19 protein-coding genes are annotated in these 25226 nt (G+C 30.3%); 16 read left to right on the plus strand and 3 right to left on the minus strand.

Annotation, left to right across the window (positions count from 1 at the left end; all coding sequences use genetic code 11):
- The first annotated feature begins 4 nt into the window (after positions 1 to 4).
- Complete coding sequence (locus ACO6OL_RS00980) at positions 5 to 763, plus strand: Cof-type HAD-IIB family hydrolase (protein ID WP_314160766.1); 759 nt, start codon at positions 5 to 7, stop codon at positions 761 to 763.
- A gap of 119 nt (positions 764 to 882) precedes the next feature.
- Here the strand turns inward: ACO6OL_RS00980 and ACO6OL_RS00985 are convergent, their stop codons facing one another.
- Positions 883 to 2316: a bifunctional folylpolyglutamate synthase/dihydrofolate synthase gene (locus ACO6OL_RS00985; protein WP_485501811.1), complete on the minus strand. Its 1434-nt coding sequence runs from the start codon at positions 2314 to 2316 to the stop codon at positions 883 to 885.
- A gap of 925 nt (positions 2317 to 3241) precedes the next feature.
- On the opposite strand from ACO6OL_RS00985, the gene ACO6OL_RS00990 reads away from it, so the two are divergent.
- The 10 genes from ACO6OL_RS00990 to ACO6OL_RS01035 all read left to right on the plus strand — a co-directional run bounded on the left by ACO6OL_RS00990 (position 3242) and on the right by ACO6OL_RS01035 (position 15686).
- Positions 3242 to 3586, plus strand: coding sequence for a type II toxin-antitoxin system PemK/MazF family toxin (locus tag ACO6OL_RS00990; RefSeq protein ID WP_304095630.1), 345 nt, complete (start codon positions 3242 to 3244; stop codon positions 3584 to 3586).
- Between the two features lie 1263 nt (positions 3587 to 4849).
- Positions 4850 to 6256, plus strand: coding sequence for an MATE family efflux transporter (locus tag ACO6OL_RS00995; RefSeq protein ID WP_485501919.1), 1407 nt, complete (start codon positions 4850 to 4852; stop codon positions 6254 to 6256).
- A gap of 144 nt (positions 6257 to 6400) precedes the next feature.
- Positions 6401 to 7204: a dihydropteroate synthase gene (gene folP / locus ACO6OL_RS01000; protein ID WP_485501812.1), complete on the plus strand. Its 804-nt coding sequence runs from the start codon at positions 6401 to 6403 to the stop codon at positions 7202 to 7204.
- A 20-nt stretch (positions 7205 to 7224) separates the two neighbouring features.
- Complete coding sequence (locus tag ACO6OL_RS01005) at positions 7225 to 10038, plus strand: DEAD/DEAH box helicase (protein ID WP_485501813.1); 2814 nt, start codon at positions 7225 to 7227, stop codon at positions 10036 to 10038.
- Between the two features lie 239 nt (positions 10039 to 10277).
- On the plus strand, positions 10278 to 11513 hold the full coding sequence (locus tag ACO6OL_RS01010; protein WP_485501814.1) for an MFS transporter: 1236 nt from the start codon (positions 10278 to 10280) through the stop codon (positions 11511 to 11513).
- 266 nt (positions 11514 to 11779) lie between these two features.
- Positions 11780 to 12067, plus strand: a complete 288-nt coding sequence (gene rpsF, locus ACO6OL_RS01015; RefSeq protein WP_003144346.1) for a 30S ribosomal protein S6 — start codon at positions 11780 to 11782, stop codon at positions 12065 to 12067.
- A 13-nt stretch (positions 12068 to 12080) separates the two neighbouring features.
- Entirely contained in the window at positions 12081 to 12653 is a 573-nt protein-coding gene (locus ACO6OL_RS01020; protein WP_314161223.1) for a single-stranded DNA-binding protein, read from the plus strand.
- A 23-nt stretch (positions 12654 to 12676) separates the two neighbouring features.
- Entirely contained in the window at positions 12677 to 12925 is a 249-nt protein-coding gene (rpsR, locus tag ACO6OL_RS01025) for a 30S ribosomal protein S18 (protein WP_003144201.1), read from the plus strand.
- Positions 12926 to 13033: 108 nt separating this feature from the next.
- Entirely contained in the window at positions 13034 to 14251 is a 1218-nt protein-coding gene (locus ACO6OL_RS01030) for an HD domain-containing protein (RefSeq protein WP_485490763.1), read from the plus strand.
- 358 nt (positions 14252 to 14609) lie between these two features.
- Positions 14610 to 15686 (plus strand): iron-containing alcohol dehydrogenase family protein, encoded by a 1077-nt coding sequence (locus ACO6OL_RS01035; protein ID WP_448912770.1) that lies wholly within the window; start codon positions 14610 to 14612, stop codon positions 15684 to 15686.
- A 53-nt stretch (positions 15687 to 15739) separates the two neighbouring features.
- On the opposite strand, the gene ACO6OL_RS01040 is transcribed toward ACO6OL_RS01035, so the two are convergent.
- Positions 15740 to 16315: a DJ-1 family glyoxalase III gene (locus ACO6OL_RS01040; RefSeq protein ID WP_485501815.1), complete on the minus strand. Its 576-nt coding sequence runs from the start codon at positions 16313 to 16315 to the stop codon at positions 15740 to 15742.
- A gap of 663 nt (positions 16316 to 16978) precedes the next feature.
- Complete coding sequence (gene hpf / locus ACO6OL_RS01045) at positions 16979 to 17524, minus strand: ribosome hibernation-promoting factor, HPF/YfiA family (protein WP_314161240.1); 546 nt, start codon at positions 17522 to 17524, stop codon at positions 16979 to 16981.
- Between the two features lie 292 nt (positions 17525 to 17816).
- Between hpf and ACO6OL_RS01050 the strand changes: the two genes are divergently transcribed.
- The 5 genes from ACO6OL_RS01050 to ACO6OL_RS01070 all read left to right on the plus strand — a co-directional run.
- On the plus strand, positions 17817 to 19355 hold the full coding sequence (locus ACO6OL_RS01050) for an ATP-dependent helicase ComFA (protein WP_485501816.1): 1539 nt from the start codon (positions 17817 to 17819) through the stop codon (positions 19353 to 19355).
- 3 nt (positions 19356 to 19358) lie between these two features.
- Positions 19359 to 19955: a ComF family protein gene (locus ACO6OL_RS01055; RefSeq protein ID WP_485501817.1), complete on the plus strand. Its 597-nt coding sequence runs from the start codon at positions 19359 to 19361 to the stop codon at positions 19953 to 19955.
- A gap of 219 nt (positions 19956 to 20174) precedes the next feature.
- Complete coding sequence (locus ACO6OL_RS01060) at positions 20175 to 21365, plus strand: MFS transporter (RefSeq protein ID WP_485501818.1); 1191 nt, start codon at positions 20175 to 20177, stop codon at positions 21363 to 21365.
- A gap of 198 nt (positions 21366 to 21563) precedes the next feature.
- Positions 21564 to 22955 (plus strand): ISL3 family transposase, encoded by a 1392-nt coding sequence (locus ACO6OL_RS01065; protein WP_485501819.1) that lies wholly within the window; start codon positions 21564 to 21566, stop codon positions 22953 to 22955.
- 735 nt (positions 22956 to 23690) lie between these two features.
- A partial coding sequence (locus ACO6OL_RS01070; protein WP_485501820.1) for a YSIRK-type signal peptide-containing protein occupies positions 23691 to 25226 on the plus strand: 1536 nt, incomplete at its 3' end.

Genomic DNA, 25226 nt, shown 5'->3' on the forward strand with positions numbered 1-25226 from the left:
TTTCATGAAGAATTTGTTTGTTACAGACTTAGACGGAACATTTGTAAAAAATTCAGTATTCGTCGAAAAAGAAGATTTAAAAGCGTATCATGATGCTAAAAATTACGGGGATTTCTCAGTTGCGACTGGGCGTTCTGTTGAAGAAATCAAATACATTGCTCAAGGTAATGATATGGATGTTACACACATGATAGGGTTTAACGGAGCGGTCGTAACAAGACAAGATGAAGTTCTTTTTGAAAAATATATTCCTACTAAAGATTTAACTGGAATATTCGAATATCTAAAAGAAAGCAAATTAATATTTGATGCTTTAGATGGGAAACAGCGTATTGGTAATTTTGACCATGAGAAAAAAGATAGATTATGGAACATGGAGCTAATTTGTGTCGAAAATCCTTTTGAAATATTAGAAGGAAAAATAATTTATAAGATTAACGTAAGACCAACAAAAGAACAATTAGATTATCATTACGATGTAATGAAAGAGAAATTTCCAGAAGTAGAAATTTATAAATCTGGTTCAACACGTATGGAAATCACAGCAAAAAATATTTCTAAAGCTAGTGGTATTGAAGCTATCAGTTCAGGGTATGATAGAGTAATAGCTTTAGGAGACTCAGGAAATGACGTGGATATGTTTAAGGTAGCTGATGTTTCATACTGTATGAATCGCGCGCCACAAGAAGTAAAAGGACAAGCTACACACGTAGTAGAAGATTTTGCAGCGGCGATAAAACATTTTATAGAAAACTATGAATAGAAAAAAGAACCGGCAGCGATGCTGGTTCTTTTTTCTATCCCATGTATTAAAATCAATAAATAAAATCCAGAGCTAACTTTTAAGTTACCTTCTGGATTTTTAATTTTTTTAGTATTTTTCTAGTATTTCTCTAATATTTCACCTCTTACCGCTGAGATAAGATAAAGTGAACCTGTAATTAGAAAAATTTCATTGTCTTGTAGATTTGGAATAATACTGTTTAAAGCAACCTCATAATTCTCATATTTAGTGACATGAGTATCACCAAAACTTTGAACTAGATTATCAAGATTTGATTCTTTAATCTCGATTGGAACTTTTGTCGCTGAGAATTCAGCGGGGATAGTTTTTAATTTTTCAATCATGTCTTTGTAGTCTTTGTCTTCAAGAATACCAAGTAGAATTTTCAATTTAGGGAATTTTTGATTATCTAGGTATGCTACTAAACTATCTATTCCATCATTGTTGTGGGCGCCGTCTAGAAGAATATTTTCACGAATCCATTCTAAACGTCCTACCCAAACTGATTTACTTAAGGCTTCTTTTATGACACTATCTTCTATATCGATAATATTGCGTTTTTTCAGATTTGATAATGCCTCTAGAGCTAGAGATGCGTTAAAAGTTTGGTGAGCACCGACCATTTTTGTAGAATAATCTACACCTTTATACGAAAATTCATTATCTCTAGCTTCAACTTTTTTTACGACAATATCTTTTTCATTTAAAATACTTAAGCTAGCATTTTTATCTTGGCAGATATCTTTTATTACATTTACAACACCTTCGCCAGCAGGATAAATTAGAACATTATCATTTTCTTGGATAATTCCACCTTTTTCATAAGCAATTTTTTCAAGAGTATCTCCAAGAATAGCGGTATGATCTAGACCAATTTTTGTAATGATAGATAATACTTTTTCTTTAAAAATATTTGTTCCATCATATCTTCCACCAAGACCAACTTCCATAATTACGAAATCTGTTTTTTGCTCTCTAAAGTACAATAGAGCTACACCTGTAATAATTTCAAAGAATGATAGTTTATCACTTGGATCTGGATTATTTTGGTCATAAGTTTCTTGAACTAGTTTGAATAAACGATAAGCTTCTTTATATGAAATAAAATCATCGTTAACACGAATTCTATCGTTAAAACTCAGCATACCAGGACTTGTGTATAATCCAACTCTATACTTAGTTTTTAAGACATCTTTTAAATAAGAACAAGTAGAACCTTTACCATTAGTACCGGCAACGTGAATTACCTTAAGATTTTTTTCAGGATGATCGAAAAGTTCAAGAATATGTTCCATTCTGTGAAGACCAAGTTTCATCCCAGTACGTTCTATTTTATATGATGAAGTAATAAGAAGTTCTTCGCAAGTACATTCAATTGCATAGTTCACAATTTCATCTTCATCTAAAGTCAGAAGTTTTTCAGCAAGTTGTTCTAAACTTAACTGACTGAAAAGTTCTAATGTATTATTTTTATCTTCTAAATTATTCTCTTTTAAATATTTCTCAAATTTTATTTTACAATTCAAATTCATAAATAAACACCAACATTTCTAATAATATACACTTAATTTTATAATGATAAAGATGAATTGTAAAGGATATAATTTTGGTGAATTTACAGGAGAGGGTTTGAATTAAAACAAAAATTAACTGTAATTAATTCTTATAAATTAGTTATTGTTATATTGATTTTAAATTTTATACAGTATTATTGAAATTAAATATGAAAATTAACAACTTTAATTACATTTTAATTATAGTCTAAAGTTCATGTAAGGTAAGTGAGATATAATATAAACATAACAATACTTAATATTATTTTTTTCATAATATAAATGGCTCATCGAAAGATGGGCCTTTCTCCATTTTAGAAAATAATTTTCAAAACTTTTCAATTTTAGTTTCATTTTAATTATAGTCTAAAGTTCATATAAGATAAGTGAGATATAATATAAATATAACAAAACTTAATAATATTTTTTTCATAATATATGGCTCATCGAAAGATGAGCCTTTCTCCATTTTATGGGTAATTTTTGATTTTGAGTTTGAAATATTTAGATAATAGATATTTTTTTTCATCGGTTAGTCGTAATTCTATCAAGTCCAAAGGATGAAGATAGAATGTACGAATAACACATGCTACAGAAACTAGAATTTTTAGGACGAAAGGACGAGAAAATTCTTAGTTTCGAATCAGTATAATATAAATGGCTCATCGAAAGATGGGACTTTCTCCATGTTGGTTGTATGGAGTAATAGACATACTATTAAAGGTTTCAAAATTTATAGGTTTCCGACTTGACATGAAGCTAATTTTGTAATACTATGAAATTGTATCAAGAGCCTTATTAGTTAAGGAGAGATACTTGAAGAAGAGAAAGCCTTATTAGTTAAGGATACCAAAAGGCATATCTATTTGATATGCCTAATTTTTTGATAAGAGGTAGTATTGTGATGTTTGATGTTTTTGGAGTATATCTTATTGATTTCAAACAAAATATTGGTGGGGAAATTTCTGGGAAGCACTATGCTGTTGTTATGAGTAAGATGTCAAAGAAAGATGATACACTTATTGTAGCGCCTATAACAAGTAAGAAAAAAGGCATGAAATATAGGGGTGGAATAACTATAGATTGTACAAAATATCAAAAAAATCCGACATATGAGAAGGCATTTATAAAAATTAGAAAAATAAGAGAAATTCATAAAAGTAGATTTTTAGGAAGAAAGATTTATGATTTAGAAGAATCAGATGTTATAAAATTAAAAGATACTTTTAGAAGTTATTTTGATTTATAAATTTAAGAATAATAATCAGTTCGTTTTTAATTAGTTTAAACTAAAGAGAGTAGCTCAAAAAAATTATTTGAGTTACTCTTAATTTTATACTATATCTATTTATTATATTTATTTTTTTAATCTAAGAGAATCTTTTCTCCATCAATAAGGTTATTATTTTCGATATCTTTAATTCCTATCAGTAGTAATTTAGCCTCTAATCGTTCTTTATTTGTCTGGAATTGTAACTTTTTGGAATATAATTAGATGTTTTTTAAAAAATTTTATTTGTAATAAAATTTATGTTGTGTTTTCGCATATTATCACCTTACTATAAAAATATACCATTATTTTTAGTATTATCAATATAAGAGATATATTTGAGAAATAAATTTTAGGATAAAGTATTTTTCAGAAAATCATCTATTTTTCAACTTTAATTTCATTTTAATTATAGTATAAAGTTCATGTAAGGTAAGTGGGATATAATATAAACATACCAAAACTTAATAATATTTTTTTTCATAATATAAATGGCTCATCGAAAGATGGGCCTTTCTCCATTTTAGGGGTTTATTTTCAAAACTTTTCAACTTTAATTACATTTTAATTATAGTCTAAAGTTCGTGTAAGGTAAGTGGGATATAATATAAACATACCAAAACTTAATAATATTTTTTTTCATAATATATGGCTCATCGAAAGATGGGCCTTTCTCCATTTCAAGGGCTTATTTTCAAAATTTTTCAATTTTAGTTTTATTTTAATTATAGCTTTAAGTTTATATAAGGTTTGGGCTATATAATATAAACATAACAAAACTTAATAATATTTTTTTCATCGGTTAGTCGTAATTCTATCAAGTCCAAAGGATGCAGATAGAATGTACGAATAACACATGCTACAGAAACTAGAATTTTTAGGACGAAAGGACGAGAAAATTCTTAGTTTCGAATCAGTATAATATATATGGCTCGTCTTTCGACGAGCCTTTCTCCATTTCTAGGGCTTATTTTCAAAATTTTTCAATTTTAGTTTCATTTTAATTATAGCTTTAAGTTTATATAAGGTTTGGGTTATATAATATAAACATAACAAAACTTAATAATATTTTTTTCATCGGTTAGTCGTAATTCTATCAAGTCCAAAGGATGCAGATAGAATGTACGAATAACACATGCTACAGAAACTAGAATTTTTAGGACGAAAGGACGAGAAAATTCTTAGTTTCGAATCAGTATAATATATGGCTCATCTTTCGATGAGCCTTTCTCCATTTTCAGAATAGTTTTCAGGTTTTTTCTTGAATCTTTATTTCAAAGTGCTATAATATTATTTATGAAAAAAACATCAGTAAATTTATTAGAAGGTCCGATTTTACGGGCGATGATTGCTTTTGCGATACCGATTATGATAGCAAATATTTTTCAGCAACTCTATAATACGGTAGATATTATGATTGTTGGTAGATTCCTTGGAGAAGAATCCCTTGCTGCTGTTGGAGCTACTGCTGCGATATTTGAACTTGTAGTTGGTTTTGCATTAGGTATAGGAAATGGTATGGGGATAGTTATTGCTCGTTATTATGGTGCTGGGAACTATGAAAAGTTAAAGAGCGCTGTAGCTGCCACGTTTGTTATAGGTGGAGTTCTGAGTATTGTGATTGCCTTATTAGGTAATTTTACTTTATATCCATTACTGAAATTACTAGGGACACCAAGTAATATTATTGATCAATCTTATGAGTATAGTTATCTTATAGTAGTATTTGTAGGTGTTACTCTTACGTATAATTTGTGTGCGGGACTACTTCGAGCAGTTGGAGATAGTAAGGCTGCATTATATTTCTTAATTTTTTCAGCAATTATTAACACTGTATTAGATATATATTTTATAGCATACCTACACATGGGTGTACGTTCGGCTGGAGTTGCAACAATTATCTCACAAGGTATTTCTGCAGTATTATGTTTTAACTATATTCGTAGAAAAACACCATTTCTAATTCCAACAAAAAAACATTTTACATGGAATAAAAAACTTTATTCTGATTTATTTAGCCAAGGGTTGGCGATGGGACTTATGTTTTCTGTTGTTTCGATTGGTACAGTAATCTTACAAACATCGATTAATGCCTTAGGTCCAGTAATTATCAGTGCGCAGACAAGTGCTAGAAGAATAATGATGTTCGGACTGCTTCCTGTGGGGTCTATGAGTGCGACTATAACGACTTTTACATCGCAAAACTTCGGAGCAAGACAATATAGTCGTATAGTTGAAGGATTACGTAAGGGTGCGCTTGTTACGATAATTTGGTCAGTCTTCATCTGTATTACGCTATTTTTCGCAGGTCCATATTTAAATGAACTTATTACAGGAAGTAATGATGAAGAATTAATTTACCAGGCTTCATTATATCTTAAGATTAGTTCTGCATTCTATCCATTTTTAGCCATACTTTTAGTATTGAGGAATGCTCTACAAGGTTTAGGGCAAAAGATGATGCCACTTGTTTCAAGTATTATAGAAATGCTAGGAAAAATATTATTTGTAATATTTATTATTCCAAGTGCAGGATATTTAGGAGTAATATTTGTAGAACCTATTCTATGGGTTATAATGGCTGCTCAGCTATATTATGCATTTAGAAAAGAACCAGTTATTCGTTCGTTGAAGAAAAAGAGTGAATAGTAAGTTGGGAAGGCACACCCAATCAGTAAAATTAAGAAGTAATTCTAAAATCATAATTTTAGGGTTGCTTCTTTTTTTAGTGCAAACCCCATACTCACATGATATAATAGTAGGGTATGTAAAATAAAACTATAAGGTGATAGAATGAATAAATTAAAAAAATTATTAAATGAAAAAAAATATTTAATTATGGGAATATTGAACTTTACTCCGGATTCTTTTTCGGATGGAGGAGATTTTTATGATGTGGAAGCTGCGATAGAAGGTATTCGTAAGATGGTAGCTGAAGGTGCGGATATTATTGATATCGGTGCTGAATCGACTGGTCCAGGTTCTACTGTAGTTAGCGAAGAGGATGAACTTGCTAGATTACAAATCGTATTTCCAACATTAAGAAAAACATTCCCTGATGTGTGCTTTAGCGTTGATACGTATAAGCCTAATGTAGCTGAATACATGATTGAAGCAGGAGTAGATGTACTAAATGATGTCAATGGTGCTAAAGGAAGTACTATGGCTAATGTCGCTGCTAAACATGATATTCCTATCTTTATTATTCACAATGGTGGTGTAGAAGAAGGGCAAGAGATTGAGCAAGTTGTACGTGAATTAGGTGAGAGTGTTGATATTTGTTTAAATGCAGGTGTGAAGAAAGAAAACATAATTGTCGATCCTGGAATGGGATTCGGTAAAACTGCAGAGGCTAACTTGGAAATCACACGAAAATTAGAGTTACTTAATTCACTAGGGTGTGAAATCTTATATGCGGTGAGTAGAAAGAGAACTACAAATTATGTGCTAGGTGGTAATAGTAATCCGAAGGATAGAGATATAGTAAGTGCTACATTATCATTAGAAGCGGTTAAACGAGGAGCTAGAATGGTACGTGTTCATAATGTAAAAGTTATGAAAGAAGCATTAATAACATATGAAATAATTAATGGCTAATCTAATAAAAGGAGGTTAAAATGAAGAATACATTTGTTTATAACAATCATTTAGAAGCGAAGAAAGTTCTTAGTACGCTTGAGAGTGAATTAGAAATGTGTGATGAATTTATTTTCAGCGTGGCGTTTATTTCAGAAAGTGGGTTGACTAGTTTACTTCAGACTTTGAAGAATTTGGAAGAAAAAAATATCCGTGGAAAGATTTTAACGACGAATTATTTATATTTTAATACTCCTAAAGTGTTAGAGAAATTATCTAATTTCAGAAATATTTCTCTAAAGGTTTATGATTGTGCAGAAAATAAACATGGATTCCACACTAAAGGTTATTTATTTAGATATGGTGATTCATGGAAAGTGCTGATGGGAAGTTCGAACTTAACGAGTGCAGCACTGACAATAAATAAAGAATGGAATACCTTTATTGAAGGGGATAGGACGCTAACAGATGATATCTTAGATGAGTTTAATAGTTTATGGGATAAATCTAAGTCTTACTTTGAAATAAAAGCTAAGTATGTTGAAGAATTCGCTAGTAATCAGATTGAGACTGTTACTAAGAAAATTATTTCCGAGGAAATTAAACCGAATAAGATGCAAAGAAGTTTTATAGAAAATTTCGAAAAACTTCGTAATCAAGATAACAAGGGTCTTCTTATTTCTGCGACAGGAACTGGTAAGACATTTGCGGCTGCTTTTGCGATGAAGAGTATAGGTGCTAAGAGATTGTTGTTTATCGTTCATAGAGAACAGATTGCTCGCCAGGCGTTAGAGACATTCAAGACTATTTTTGGAACTAGTCGCAGCTATGGTTTACTTACAGGTAAAGAGAAAAATATAGAAGCGGATTTCATTTTTTCTACTGTTCAAACTATGTCTAAAGAAGATGTTTTTAAGAGTTTTAACGATAGTCATTTTGATGAGATTATAATAGATGAGGTACATAGAGCAGGAGCTGACAGTTATCTTAGATTGATGGATTATTTCAAACCGACATTTTATCTAGGGATGACGGCAAGTCCGGATAGAACGGATAGTTTTAATATTTATGAATTATTTAACAATAATATCGTTTATGAAGTTCGTTTAAAAGAAGCGATGGAAAATTCATTATTATGTCCATTTCATTATTTCGGGATTAGTGATTTAGAAGTTGATGGTAAGGTTATTGACGAATTGAGTGATTTTTCAAATTTAGTTTCTAGTGAACGTGTTGAGCATATTATAAGTAAGATTAATTATTATGGTTATTCAGGAGATAGGGTAAAGGGTCTAGTTTTCTGTTCGTCAAAACAAGAAGCTAAGGTGCTTAGTGAAGAATTTAATAGGCGTGGTTATAATACTACTAGCTTAACAGGTGAAGATAGTCAGGAACGACGTGAACAGGAGATTTCTAAGTTAGTTGCGAATGATGGCAATATGATAGATTATATATTTACTGTAGATATTTTCAATGAAGGGGTAGATATACCAGAGGTTAATCAGGTAATTATGTTAAGACCTACGCAGAGTTCTATTATCTTTATTCAGCAGTTGGGTCGAGGTTTGCGAAAATCTGCGAATAAGGATTTTGTAGTAATAATAGATTTTATTGCCAATTACAAGAATAACTTTTTAATACCTGTGGCTCTATCTGGAGACAATAGTTATGATAAAGATACCGTAAGGAAGTTTTTATCTCAGGGGACTAGGTATATTCCTGGGATGTCGACTATTCATTTTGATGAAATCTCTAAACAAAGAATATATAGCGCGATAGACAATGTGAAGTTAAACACGTGGCTATTTGTTACTGATGAATATAATAAGCTAAAAAATAAACTTGGTAGAATACCTACTTATTCAGATTTTGAAAACTATGATGCTATTGATGTTAGAAAGATTTTCGAAGTGGCTGGAAGTTATTATTCATTCTTATCCAAGAAGGAAAAACAGTTTAAATATAGTGGAAAACTGACGAAGACCGCAGAGAATATGCTAAATTTCGTTTCTACTAATTTAATATTGAGTAAAAAGATAGAAGAACATATAATTTTACGTTTGTTATTAGATGATAAGAAGCGTAATATTCTTACAGCTTTTGAAGAAATTATGTTGAAAGATTATAATAAATTTATCGCAGATTATGAGTTGGATGTTAGTAGAAAGATACTTACTAACAATTTCGTAACTAGTAGTGTCACTAAGAAAAAGTTTCATGATTGTATATTTATTGAAGAGAATGTTGCTGAGATAAGAATGTCTAAAGAATTTGAAGAACAGCTACAATCAGAGATTTTTAGGGAATTATTACAAGATTTGGTAGACTATGGAATTTACAGATATAATAAATATTACAAAGATAATTTATACAAAGATACTAATTTTGTATTGTATGAGAAATATAGTTTCGAGGATATTTGCAAATTATTTTCATGGGGAATTAACTATGTGCCACTCGCTATAGGTGGCTATAAGTATGATGAAAGAACAAAGACTTTGCCTGTATTTATTAACTACGATATTGATGAAAATTCATTTAACCGTGATTATACGCATGGATTTTTACCAGATAATGGTTTTACTTCAATGTCGAAGCCGAGAAGGAACTTAGAATCGAAAGAGTGCGACTATTTTTATAATGATGAAACAAAAATTTATCTATTTATGAGGAAAAATAAAGATGATAAGGATGGAGCACGAATATTTTATTTCCTAGGTGAGATGAAGACGACAGGAGAACCTAAATTAGTATCTAGAGAAAGAAGCGGAGATACTGTAATTCAGTTCTTTTATAAAATACAGACACCAATTCGTGAAGATATGTACGAATATTTCACGAGGGATAGAATATAAGAAATATATATGAATAGAGAGTAACTAAAAAGGTTGGAGTTGACTCGACAAAATCTTGATTCTCCGAAATCACGATTTTTGAATCATTTCTGAATGCCGAATAGTTGCTCTTTTTATTAATCGTGAGGAACTTAAAATTTGATGATAAATGTTTTAAATTTTCAAAAAAAACTATACAATATATTGAAAATTTAACTGTATCAATGTAAAATATAAAATAATATAGGAGGTGATATTCTATGAATATTTTCTTGAAAAATAAACTCTATAGGTTATTCACTATTTCATCGGCATTTGGTAATGCTGGTAGAACGTTATTTGATATTGCGTTTATTATTTATGCGACGAGTTTACCGAATCCAGAACTAGCTGTGAGTATAGTGTCAATAGCCACGACATTACCTTATATTATCTCTTTTATCCTAGGGTATTTCGCAGATCAGGCAAAAGATAAGTACAACAGAATATTATCGACAAGATTTTATCAGTTTTTATTATTTTCGTTATTCGCCTTAGTGTGTATTTATGGAGTCCAATGGTGGATTTTTATTGTATTAGTATTTGTAAATGTAGTTGCAGATATTCTAGGTGGTTATAATGGTTATTTATCAATGTCGATTAATACTAGGTTAGTGCGTAAGGAACAGTTAAGTGAAGCATTAGCATTTATCAGTTCTATAAACAATACAATCTCACTTGGTGGAAAGGCTGTAGGTGTATTTATTCTAGGTCTTTTAAGTTATAACTATTCATATTTTGGTATGTTGAATGCAGCGCTATTCTTGATAGCATTTTTAATACTGGCAAAATATAAAAACGTGATGAAAGCAGAAATTGGCAGTTTTAAAATTAATAATAAAGAGAAGGTAAGTACTAAAAGATTTTTAAAGGACACTATTGAAAACTTTAAAATACTTCGTGAAATAAAGAAAATATATAATTTTGTTATACTATTTTTAGGGATGAATTTTTACTCATCTGCGATGTTCGCTTTACTTCTAGTAATTTTAGTAAAAAACGAGAGCTTATTATTTGGGAATGTAGCGTATACTATTACTTTATTAGAAATTGTGGAAGTAGTTAGTACAATTATCGGAGGAGTCTACCAAATTAGTTTTTATAAAAATATGAGTTTGAGAAATAATGCTATATTAGAAATAATTTTATTCATTATGTATGTAGGAAATCTATTGATACTTCAAAATAAATTTATACTTGTTATTTTAACTGTAATAATAGGTTACTTTTCTGGAATATCGAATCCAAAACTAGATGCATTGATTTTACAATCAGTGCCTGAGGAAAAACAAACATCAATATATAGTATTTTTAGTACTGTTATTACTATTTCAGTACCAATAGGAACAACAGTAATATTATTTTTCGCTAACGCTATTAGTGCATCATTTGCATTATATAGTTTATTACTATTATTAATTATAGTTTTGATGTATTCATTTAAAGTGAAAGAGTAATTTCCAAGTATCCCCTTAGAGTTTTCTAATGGGATACTTATTTTTCTTGCTTAGTAGGGGTGTATTGAGTAGTTAATAGAAGATTTTTTTAGTAATTAAATAATGAAGAAGATTTGAAAAAATTATTCAAAAAAAATTCCAAAAAATATAGTTATTAGTTGATTTTTATTTTTATACTTGATATAATAGTCGCTAGAGTAATTTTATTACTCCTTACTCTCTAGTAGATTAGAGAGTCGCAAAGACCAAAAGGAGGTAACACACACATGAGAAAATATGAAGTAATGTTTGCTGTTCAACCACGTATCGATGAAGAAGCTAAAAAAGCTGTGGTTGATAGATTCGTAAATATTCTTTCAGAAGGTGCAGAAGCAGTAGAAGTTAAAGATTTAGGTAAAAAACGCCTTGCTTATGAAATCGAAGACTTCAGTGATGCTTACTACTATGTAGTAGAATTAACTTCAGCAACAGATGCGTCTACAAAAGAATTCGATCGTTTAGCAAAAATTAGCGATGACATTATCCGTCACATGGTAGTAAGATTAGAAAAATAAGGGGTGAAATACTATGGTAAATCGTGTAGTATTAGTAGGTAGATTAACTAAAGATCCAGAATTGAGATATTCTAATTCGAATATTCCAATGCTTTATTTCTCAGTAGCTGTAAACAGAACATTCACTGACCAAAATGGTCAAAGACAAGCAGACTTTATTAACTGTGTAACTTTTAGAAAGCAAGCAGAAAATATGGCACGTTTCTTAGGACGTGGAAGTCTGATTTCTGTTGAAGGTAGAATACAGACTAGAAATTATCAAGGTAAAGATGGAAACACAGTGTATGTTACTGAAGTAGTAGCAGATAGTGTTCAATTCCTTGAATCTAAAAATAGCTCACATAGTAGACAAAACAATGGTTTTGACTCAATGAGTTTTAATCAACCTCAATCACAACCAGCGTATAATAACAATAATCAAAATTATTATAACAACAATACTAATCAAAACTTTGGACAAGCTAATTCAGCTATGCAAGATTTTATTAATGATAGTTCATCATTCTCTGATTTTGGGGAAAACTTCCCAAGTAACCTAGATGATGACTTCATGCAGGATGTAGTAAATCCGTTTAAAGAAGACTAAAATTACATAGGAGGACATGCACAATGGCAGTAACTAACAATCGTCGTAACAACATGCGTCGTCGTAAAAAAGTATGTTATTTCACTAAAAATAACGTAGAATTTATCGACTACAAAGATGTAGAATTACTTAAAAAATTCATTTCTGAACGTGGAAAAATCTTACCACGTCGTGTAACAGGTACTTCAGCTAAGTACCAAAGAATGTTAACTACAGCAATTAAAAGAGCTAGACACATGGCACTTTTACCATACGTAGTAGACGAAAAATAAGAATAAGAGTGAAAAAGATGAGCTTAGGCTTGTCTTTTTTTTATGCTTTGATATAATAATAGGTGAAATATAGTAAAAAATATCGATTATAGTAGGGGGAAAGAAGTGATGGAATTAAAAAAATTAGACGAAACTAAAGTGTTAAAAGATCCAGTTCATAGTTATATTCATATTCACTATGAAGTAATTTGGAATTGTCTGGATAGTAAGGAGTTTCAAAGATTACGTCGTATAAGACAATTAGGGGGAGATTTTCAAGTATATCCAACAGCTGAACATTCTAGATTTTCTCATTCTCTAGGAGTTTATGAGATTGTTAGAAGAATGGTTACTGAAGTTAAGTCGCTTTGCGTTGAATTAACTGAATATGAGAAAGTTTGTGTGATGCTTGCGGGACTTCTGCATGATGTGGGGCATGGTCCGTTTTCTCATGCATTTGAGAATATTACTAATCATAGTCACGAAGAATATACAGCAAAAATAATATTAGGGAATACAGAACTTAATGCTATTTTAAGAGCTGTTTCAGAAAAGTTGCCACAAGATATAGTCTCTATTATTCAACATACTCATGAAAATGATATACTTAATCAGATTGTTTCAGGTCAACTAGATGCTGATAGAATGGATTATTTATTACGTGATTCTTATTTTACAGCGACGAGTTATGGACAGTTTGATCTTGAAAGAATATTACGTACAATGCGTGTAAGAAAAACAGCTGAGGGAAGAAAGGTAATTGTCGTTAAATACACTGGTATTCATAGTGTAGAAGACTATATTATGGCAAGATATCAAATGTACTGGCAAGTTTATTATCATCCTGTAGCTAGAAGTTATGAGGCGGTATTCATTCAACTATTTAATAGGTTGAAGGATATTTTCAAAGTAGATAAAGACTATTTTGAAGATATGAAGGTGTTGGTGCCATTTTTAGAAAAATCTGAAGTGAGTGTAGATGAATATTTTAAATTGGATGAAAATTCACTATTATATTGTTGTGCTCTTATTCAAGATAAAGAGGATAAAATTGCTGCTGATCTAGCAAGAAGATTGCAAAACAGAAACTTATTTGAGTATGTGGATTATAATGAAGAAAATCTGGCTCAAATAAAAAATATGCTTACGGAAAATAACTTGGATGAGCGTTATTATTTAAGGATTGAGAATGTAGAAGCAAGTGTTTATAGTCCATATAAAGGTAGAAAGATATTAATTGAAAAACTAAATGGTGATATAGTAGCCTTAGAAAAAGCTAGTACTATAGTGGAATCTATAACTAAAGGACAGACTAAGAAAGAGGGAACTATATTTTTCCCGAGATAACCTAAAGATCAAGGTAATTGAGTGTGGTAAGACTTACTGCATCAATTACCTTGATTTTCTTATTATATAGATGAAAGTTTAAGGTGCTTCTTGTTAGAATTATTAGAAAGGTAAATTCTCAAAGTAAGTTCCAGTAAAAAATCAAAGTGGAAGTTAAGCTAGGAAAAAAGGAAATAACAAAAAAATATTTCCAAGGTAACTTCCGGTATAAAATAAGGGAGCTTTTCTTTGGGAATTTATAGCAATTGTCAGAAAATAAAATATTTTTAACTTACTATTGATTTTAGTTTTCGGAAATGTTATAATCATAATTACACAATAAAAAATATAAATTTTAACAACAAAGGAGAGATGTAAAATGTTTGAATTAGCAAATGTAGCGAGACCAGGGGTAAGTGAATATATTTCAGGAAGTGGGGCATTGTCTGCACTTGATAATAGATTAGAAGGGTTTAAGACTCCTTTGATTGTTACTGGGGAAAAATCTTACGCAGCATTTACAAAGTTTTATAAAGGAAATAGAGAGTTTAGAGTAGCAAAATATGATGGTTCTGCATCTTTTGAAGACATGCAACGCATTGCTGATGAATATGGAGAAGGTGTTGACGTAGTTCTTGGAGTAGGAGGAGGACGTGTTATCGACACTGCTAAAGGTGTAGCGCAAAACTTAAATGTTGAGTACATGACAGTACCGACAGTAATCGCAACTTGTGCACCTTATGCACCTGTAGCAGCCGTTTATCACCCAGACCATACATTTAGAGAGGTAGCATATTTTAAACGTACAGCATATGCTTGTGTCGCAGACTTAGACTTATTATTAGAATCACCAAAAGAATACTTCGTAGCTGGTATTGGTGATACTTTAGCTAAATGGTATGAAGCAGTAGTATTAGTAGAGAGAAATAACAAGTTTAATGATCCATTTGTAAGAATGGGATTAGAAGCAGCTAAAATCACTCGAGATGTTCTTTTACGTGATGCTAACGGTGCATTAGAAGCTATGGAAAAAGGTGAAGTAACTGAAAGCTTCAAAAATGCTGTAGATACAGTATTTGCTATCTCAGGGTGTGTTGGATGTTTCGGTGTTCACTACGGACGTATGGCAGGAGCTCACGCAGTGCACAATGGTATGAGTTTAGTTAAAGAAACACATTCTGTATTACATGGAACAAAAGTATCTTATGGTATCTTGGTTCAATTACTTGCTGAAGGTAAGAGAGAAGAAGTTGAGAAACTTGTCCCATTCTATAAAGCTAATGATCTAGCTTATAATTTAGCTTGTGTTAATGTAACAGAAGATGTTGAAGAAAAAATGCAAAAAATTGCTGAGTTTGCAGCTAGTGAAAAAGAAACATTTAAACTTGCGGTTGATGTTTGTACACCAGAAGTTGTAGTAGCTGCAATGAAAGAATTAGAAGAATTAACAAAATAATTAAATGATAAAAGACCTCGGATGCTTTAATCTGAGGTCTTAATTTTTGAGTTTTATAAGTTGTTTTTTAATATTGGAACTAGCATACCATCACTAATATTTTTGGCAGTATCATCTTGAAGTAGGTAATTAACGATTTCATAACCGAATAGAATAGCTACTGCTGGTCCTTGAGCAGTGATTACATTTTTATCAACGATTATCGCTTTTTCGTTATTGTATGTTTTGCAGTTTATTTCTTTGTAGAATCCAGGGTAAGAAGTCACTTCTTTATCTTCTAGAATTCCCGCCTTGCTTAGTACGATAGGAGCCGCGCAGATGGCAGCAACTAATTTACCAGCGTTATACATTTCTTGATAAAATTTAATTATTTTCTCATTATCACGAAGTAAGGTACTTCCAGGCATTCCACCTGGGATTACTATTGCATCATAATTAAGAATATTATTGATATCATTAATTTTTTTATCTACTATTATTTTCACATTATGTGAGCTAGTTATATAGTCTTCGTTGTTTGCAGAGATTAGATCAACGTGAATATTTGCACGACGTAGTATATCTAGTGGTGCAATTAACTCTAATTCTTCACTTCCATTTTCAACGAATAAAGCAACTTTTTTAGTCATAAAAAATCCTCCAAATGGGTATTGTGTGTAGTTATAGAAAAGGTATTTTGTAAGTTTATATTTTCTCTTCTTACTATTTTTTTATGTATCTTGCGACACCTCCATATCTTTTGTTGTGCAAAAGGATATTCCGGTTAAGAAATAAGCCTGTAGTCTTATTTCTTCGCAGTAAAACACTATTGTGTTTTACTTTAGCTACTATAAAATAGTAAGGAAAATAAAAACTAATTGGATATAATAAAATTAGTCTACTCTTAAAATATTCTTCTAAAGTACTCTATAGTGGTGAGATCAAAATTGCATAGCAATTTTGTAAGGAGTAAAGAGACTGTAGGCTCTTTTACTAGGGAGTGACTCAAAAATCGTGATTTCGTAGAAATCGATTTTGTCGAGTCACCCCCGCACAGTTTATTAGATATCTAAAAAGCTTTTATAAAGTGAATTTAGATATCAATAAACCACTGCGTCTATGAGTTTTCATGTAAACTATTTATAAAATCTAGTACTTTTTGGTCAGCTCCGTCCTTCACCACTATAAGAGTATAAAAAAATACAAGAGAAATTCTATACCTATTTTATTTCTTTATTTTAATTTTATTGTATTTGCAAAGAAAAATCAACCACCTACGGAAGATGGTTGATTGTGTTTAAACTCAATATTAATTATTTAGAAATTTCTAATACTCCGTATCCAGTGTCACGGCGTTTATATACTACAGAAATTTCATTTGTAGTGTTATCTAAGAATGCGAAGAAATCGTGTCCTAGAAGTTCCATTTGGAATACAGCTTCTTCCCTTGTCATAGCTTCAACTTTAAGTTGTTTTACTTTACCAAGGTCTAATGCAGTTTCTTCTGTTTCTTCTAACTCGCTAGTAAGGATGTTTTCTTCAGCGAATCCTTTTTCACGACCTTTTCTATTGATTTTAGTTTTGTGTTTTCTCATTTGACGTTCAAGTTTGTCAACAACTAAATCAACAGCAGCGTATAAATCATCGTTAGTTTCTTCAGCTCGAAGTGTTACTCCTTTAAGAGGTACAGTTATCTCGATTTTTTTCTTATTATTTTTATATACTTTAGCATTAGCGTAAACGTTTGCTTCTAAACTGTCAGCAAAGTATTTTTCTAATTTAGAAACTTTATTTTCAATATACTCTCTAATTGCTTGAGTAATTTCTAAATTTTCTCCTCGTACTTGATATCTTAACATTTTAAAGCACTCCTTTCATAAAGCAGTCTAGCTACTTTATAGGGGGTTCCCCCTTCTTTTATAGTTTTATTATACCACTTTTTGATAACGTTAGCAATATAGTTTGCATAAAAATGTCACTTTTATAAAATGTACATTTATTTTGCTTTATAAATATATTTTTGTTAAAATTAAATTAAATATAGATGTTATGTAGTTAGCTAGGAATATTAGAAGCTTAAAATGTTAACTAAATGAGGAAATTTACTGAAAATAATTTTGATAAAAATTTACAGATAAGGGGTAATTGAAAATGTTTTTTAGGGAATACTGTGAATTTATAGAGGCGCTTTATATAGTTTATTACTCAAAGATGGATAATAATGACAAAAATATAAATTATAGAAAAATAAAAAAGAGCTATGATGATTTTGGAGAAATCAATTCAGATTTTGATGAAATATACAATGAAATAACGACAGGGGCAGTCTATACTCTAAAAGAGAGTGGTTTAACTTTTTTAAGGAGTTATAATGGACTGCTTTTATCTATATCCAAATTACTAAAAATGAATATTAAGCTTCATTGTTTAGATAATTGTCAATATATTAGTAAATTGTATTCAATAAATCAAGATAAAGGAAAATTCCACTGTTTGCAATGTGATAATAAAGATCAGCAACAATTTTTTACATTTGTTGATAAAAATCAGGAAGTTACATATTGTAGAAGATGTATAGATTTTGGGAGAAGTGATGACCACTTTATAAAATTTCATATAAATATCCCAGTGTCGAATTTAAAAGTACCTGAAAGACCTAGTGTTAAGTTAAGCGATGTTCAAGAAGAAGCAAGTACTACTTTAGTTAGAAATATTGAAAATAGCAAGAGCACGTTAATCTGGGCAGTATGTGGAGCGGGTAAGACGGAAATAGTTTATGAAGCAATATATCGAGCAATTGTAGATAAGAAAAATATTTGTCTAGCAATTCCTAGACGAGATGTTGTAAAAGAATTATCCGAAAGATTTGCTCGTGATTTTAAAGGATATCCTATTAGTATCTTACATGGAGAAGAGAAGATTTTAGAAGAGTCGAATTTTTATATTATGACAACGCATCAACTCGTTAAATATTATAATTATTTTGATGTCGTTATTATTGACGAGGTCGATGCTTTCCCATACTCAGGTGATGAGTGCTTAGAAAATGGAGCTAAAACAAGTTTGAAAGATAAGGGTGCTCTTGTGTTTTTATCAGCTACGCCATCTGAAATAGTTAAATCTAGTGTTGATGAAGTTATAAAAATCCCAATAAGGTATCATAGATATTTGTTACCTATTCCGAAAATAAAAATTGAAAAGCCCGAAGTGTTTGATTTTTCGAAAAAATCACGATTTCTAGAAAAATTCATTCAAGAAAAACTAAAGAAAGGGAGACGAATTTTAATATTTGTTCCTGAAATAGGTATGTGTGAGACTGCTGTGCTATATTTTAAAAAATATATTTCCAAGGAAATAATTGTAGATTTTGTTTATAGTGGTGATGAAAATAGAAGTGAGAAAATCCAGAAGTTTTATAATAGAGAAATAGATGTTCTTATTACGACAACGATATTAGAACGTGGTGTGACATTTGATTATTTAGATGTAGTGGTTTTCGATGCCAAACATGTAAATTTTACGAAGGCTGCATTAATTCAGATATCAGGCAGAGTAGGTAGAAAGGACTATGATAATTCTGGTGATGTCGTATTTTTAGCGGATAATATAAGTAGGGATATGAAAGCAGCTATTAAAGAGATTGAGTATATGAATAATCTTGCAAGATATAGGAAGTTAAATAGGAGGTAAGATATGAAGTGTAGTTTTTGTAGTTTGGAATCAAAGAAAAAGTTAGGGTTCGATACATTATTTGCAAAAAAAGAGGATTTTTATCTTTGTGATAGCTGTAGGGAACATATTGATATCAACGTCCTGGAAGTAGGAGAATATACTTTGTATTATTTTGCTGACTATGAATTTTTAAAAGATGAAATCTATTCTATAAAATATTTCGGAGATGTGGCTTGCGCAGTAAAATTTAAAAATCTTCTAGATAAGTTTTTTTCTCTAAATAATTTTGCCTTAGTAACGATAGTTCCAGTAAACGAGATTAGGGAGATTATTCGAGGATTTAATCATATTGAACAAGTTTGTAAGTTATGTGATGTGAAGTTTGTAAAAATTTTAGGTAGTGAATATAGAGAAAAACAATCGAAACTTCATAAAAAAAGGATGGAAAATAGATATCATTTTTTGAATGATAATCTTGATTTGAAAGGTATTGAAACTCTTTTGATAATAGATGATATATATACGAGTGGAAGTACATTATTGGGATGTGCTAAAACCATAAAAGAATCCTATCCAAATATAAAAATAAGCTTTTTAACGTTATCGAAAGTAACCTAACAAATAATATGAGTGTTTTTTTTCTAAACAACATACGATTTTATGGTATAATGTTAAAGTTGAATTTTATACATAGTTATACAACTTTAGATTCAATACTTTATAAAAAATTTATAAAAATTATATAGTTAGGAGATGGTTAAAACAAAAATTTTATTTTCACTTATAATGATCGCATTAATTCTAATCCTGGTAATCTTTTTATCTAAGAAATTCGAATTGAATAAGGATCAAATTATTATATTTTGGATATTAGTTTTATTCTGGTCTGCGATAAGTATTATACGTGCTTATAGAAAGTTATATGCGATTACACCGATAGAGCAAGGTGGACTTTCTTTAACACCAGTACTCGCAGCTCAAATAGCAGCCGGATATGGACTTATGAGTTTAATAGTGAGGTTGCCGATGTTTTTAGCGAGCGATATTTTCAAAAGGCGTAAAATATTCGTTCAAATTTCTCTATTTTTACTAATAGTTACTTCATTTTTAGTAGCATTTAATGGTAGCTATATAACTTTATACTTATCTTCTTTATCATTGGGGATAAGTGCCACAATGCTTGCTTTATTCAATGTTATTTTCTCAGAAACTTTTTCGAAAGATAAGGCAGCGGTATCGGTATCGATACTATCTGTTGCACCGTTATTAGCTGAATTTATCGCAGCACCGATACAATATGTCTTTACTATGAATACATATAAACACTTTGATTATATGTGGATAGTAGCTGGTATTATTGCGGTAATTACATTTATATTATCATTTATGATGAAAGATTATCGCCCTGTCGATAGTGATTTTTCATTTGATAAGGTGAAGGTAGTAATTAAACATAAGAGTTTTATCTATATTTGTTTAATAGCGTTATTGCTTTCATTTATTAAGTTTGCTACAAGTGGAGCTAACATGATAGCTTATGGTAAAACAGAGTTAAATATGACGCCGTTAATGCTAGCATATATGGATGCAGTCTTTGCTGTACCACAGCTTATTGCTGGAGTTCTTGTGGGAGTGTATTTCACGAGAAAATGGGGGATTCAAAAAACTCTATTATTCTTACTAGGATGTTCATTAGCGTTCTATATTATAGCATTATATGTTAATAATCCGTATGTTATTTATTTTAGTTATATCCTAAATGGATTAGGATATGGTGGTGCTTATAATGCACTTATTTCCCTTGCTATGCAATATTTCGATAGAGAATATCGTAATGTAAGTATGGGAATCTATCAAGCATTCTTCGCATTAGGTATTTATTACGGAGATTATGTGTATGTTTGGATAGCTAAACATGTTAAAAATGGCTTACTTGGTTTCACACAAAGTAAATCTATTTTCCTTATTGTCATAGGAATAACTTTAATAAGTATGCTTATGGTTAAATTAAAAGTTAGAGATAATTAAAAAAAGAGCGATTCGAAAATCGTGATTTCTTAGAAATCATGTTTCGTGTCGCTCTCTTTTTAGGCTCATCAAAAAATCGGACTGATGGAAAAAATCAGTCCGATTAAATTATATACAAAAGTGAAAAAAGCATAGAAAAAAACACAAATATCCATTATAATTTAATCGACGAAAACTAAAGAAAGGAATATTTGTGTCATGAATAATTATAGTATAGATATAAAAAAATTACTAGGGGTAATCGACAATAATGTTAAAATTAATGGAGTTGAAGACGTGACTTGTTCAAAACATGAAGATAGTCCTCTTCCTCCTAAAGTCTTATTCAAAATCGTTTATGCCAAACTTGAATACAAACATCATATGTGTGAAAAGTGTGGTACTAAATGCAATTCTAAAGTTGTTAAAAATGGATGTAAAACTAGCCACATTAAACTACAAAAATGTGGAGGTTCGAATACATATCTTCACTTAGATAAACAACGTTATTACTGTAGAAATTGTAATCAATACTCTACAGCTGAAACATCTATAACTAAAGGAAAATCTACTATCTCACTTGAATTAAAACGAGAGGTTATATACCGATTAACACTAGAAGCATCTAGAAAATCTATCGCTAGAGAATGTAATATAAGCGATATGACTGTTTATAATATTCAAAAAGAATTGTTTGAATCAGTAACTAAGAGACCGTCTTCTAAATTACCCGAATACTTATGTCTTGATGAATTTAGGTCAACTAATGATGTTGAAGGTCATTTAAGTTTTATTTATTGTGATGCTTTAACTCATAAAGTAATTGATATACTTACAAATCACAGAAAATCCACTATAGTAAATCATTTTAAATCTAGGTATCCACTAAAAGAACGTTTAAAAGTAAAAATGGTCTGCACAGATATGAATGCAGGATATATGGCTATGATTAAAGAGATCTTCCCTAATGCCTCTGTCATTATTGATAGATTCCATATAATACAAGCTTTAAATAATTCATTAAATAATCTTAGAATACGTGTTATGAAAAGCTTTAATACTATTTTAAAAGATGATACTAAAGATAAAATCAAAGAAAAAGAACAAATTTATAAACGATTCAAAGCATATTGGAAATTACTATTAAAACGTGAAGATGAGGTTTCTATTGATGATTATGGGAAAAAAGATCATTTTAAACAATGGATTACAAGTAGAGAGATAGTTAGACATCTCATCAATCAAGATGAAGCATTAAAGGATGCATACTATACGACTCAAATGCTTTATGATGCATTTGACGCACGAAATTATAAAGGATTCTTTGATATTATAAATTCAAATAGAGATACTATCGCTGAAGAATTCTCAGCTGCTTTTAAAACATTTATTAATAATAAATCATATATTGAAAACTCATTGAGATATAATCTGTCTAATGGACCAATAGAAGGTATCATTAATAAAGTTAAAAATATAAAGCGTACAGGTTATGGTTATAGAAATTTCTTCAGTTTGAAAGCTAGAGTCTTGATCGTATTCAACCTAGGATATTCTAATACTGATAGAAATGTTAAACAACTAATTGATTATGATAATTTAGCTGCTTAAAACTGAATTATATGATTCTTATAACTAAATCCATTGTTTATAATATATAATTTCTTGACAAGATAAAATTCAAGAACTAAAATTTAATTTATAATGTATAACTACTTAATTTCAATCAAAAAATTATCTTTTTAATATCTATTTAAAAAAAAAAGGAATCATGAGCTTAAAGCTCATGACCCTTCTCATCAGTCCTAAATTTTGTAGAACCTCTTTTTATATAGAGGTATTTGTGGTGTGTTATTAGCACATGAATTCTTTTATGAAAGTGATTGATGAATCTAATGAATTACAAATAACGAAGTAATAGAATCAGTTTCTATGAAACGGTATTCTTGAATCGTTCTTTTTTCACTTTAAATTTGCGTATTACGATATTTTTCATTTTATAAAGTTTACATATATTTTAATTTTTATCGAATAAAATATAAATGCGAAAAACGTATATTTTTTTAGTTTTTACTTTTAAAATCTTAGAGAAAGTGCTAATATATATATATATATATATATCGAACTGTATTCTATATAAATAAATTATTATTAATCCATTATAAGTTTAATTTTATATACAAAAAATATTTTATATTTTTATCAATATTATAAGGTTGTATAGCTAATCAAAAATAAAAGGGAATTGTGGTTAAATATGATTTAGTTATTACATGCTATAAAATAATAGTAGTTTGTATGTCGATTATATAATTCTATTTAAAGAAATTTAAGGAGGGGATTATTTTGGTAGGAAAAAATAATCAGTATGTAAAAAAAATAAAGCAAGGGACAAAAGTAGAAACCTACTCAATTAAAAAATTTAAAGTAGGGATAGCTTCTGTTGCCATAGGATGTAGTGTGTTCTTCGGTGCAGGTGCGGTAGCGATGGCGGGAGAACAAACAGGTGCATCAGTACTAACGGGAGAAAGCAATACAACTGTAGTACCCAAAGGTGAAGAAAGAGCAATAACAGGAAATCAATCAGCTACAGGAGCTCAATCTAATTCGACACCGGCTAAAGAAGGAAAAATAGAGCCAGAAAAACCTAAAGCTACTGTTAATAAAGCGAAATTAGAAACGTTAATAAAAGAAGTTGAAGGATTAAACTTAGAAAAATATACAGAAGAATCTGTAAAAGTGTTAAAAACAGAATTAGCTAAAGCAAAAGAGGTCTTTGAAACAGCTCAAAATAAAGAAGAAGTTGAAGCTGCGTGGAGAACGCTATTTACTTATAAAAATAGCAAATTAGTAGTGAAAAAAACTCCAAAATTATCACAAGATAACACTCCTAAACCAGATACAACAAATGGTAAAGAAACAGTAGGAATAAACGCAGAAAATACTGAACCAAATGGCACAAATATTGCAGGACATAATCATAGTATGAATGGGACTACTCGATCTGAAGGTAGTGGGTTTAGGGCAACTCCAGAGGAAGTGTCAGGTGTAGAGTTTGGAATATCGAATGGTCAAAGGGATGGGAATTATAGTAGAACTGATAGATATTTTGATACATTATCATCTAATCAATATACTAGAATATTCAAATTTGTATCTAAAAGTGGAAATATTACGAGTGTAACTGCAACGAGTAGTACAGGTCGTAGTGTGACTCTTGAAAAAATGGATAAATTTCCAAACAATGCAACGACATATTTTGTTAAAGCAAAAACAGATGTTACAGGAGTCTCTGATGCTATCTTATCTTTTACTGTAAAAACTGCAGGAGGAGATAAGACAGCTCAAATTGGAGTTTATCGTTCACTTGGCAAACCAACGATTAAAGTTCCTACTGGGCAAAAGGAGTCTACTGTTGATGAGTATTTAAAAGGTAAGCAGAAAACTACCCCGACAATTGATGTAGAAGTTCCTGTGGTCCCAAATCTTCCGTCATATGCAAAAATGAAAGTATATTTGGTTCATGATAATGACCGTGATAAAGGAGTATATGATGGAGATGAGTGGGCGGAAAATCATAATCCTAGACCAACTAGATTGACAGCGAAAGTAGAGGTTCCTTATGGAAGAGTCGATCCGAAAACAAATAAAACTACTGTAACTATACAAAGCGGAGACTATTTAAAACCTCTTGCAGAAGGGAAATATTTTGTTTTATCGGTTATAGAAATTAATAATGAAATGAATACTAATCCTGGTATTCGTGCTTCAAGCTTTAGTGATGCAGCAACAGTAGCGTCGAAGGAAGTAAACAAAGACGCGCTTCGAACAGCGACAACAACAGATGTAACAGCAACAAAAGCAAAACCAGAATACTACAAT

The sequence above is a fragment of the Gemella sp. genome (assembly GCF_057272915.1).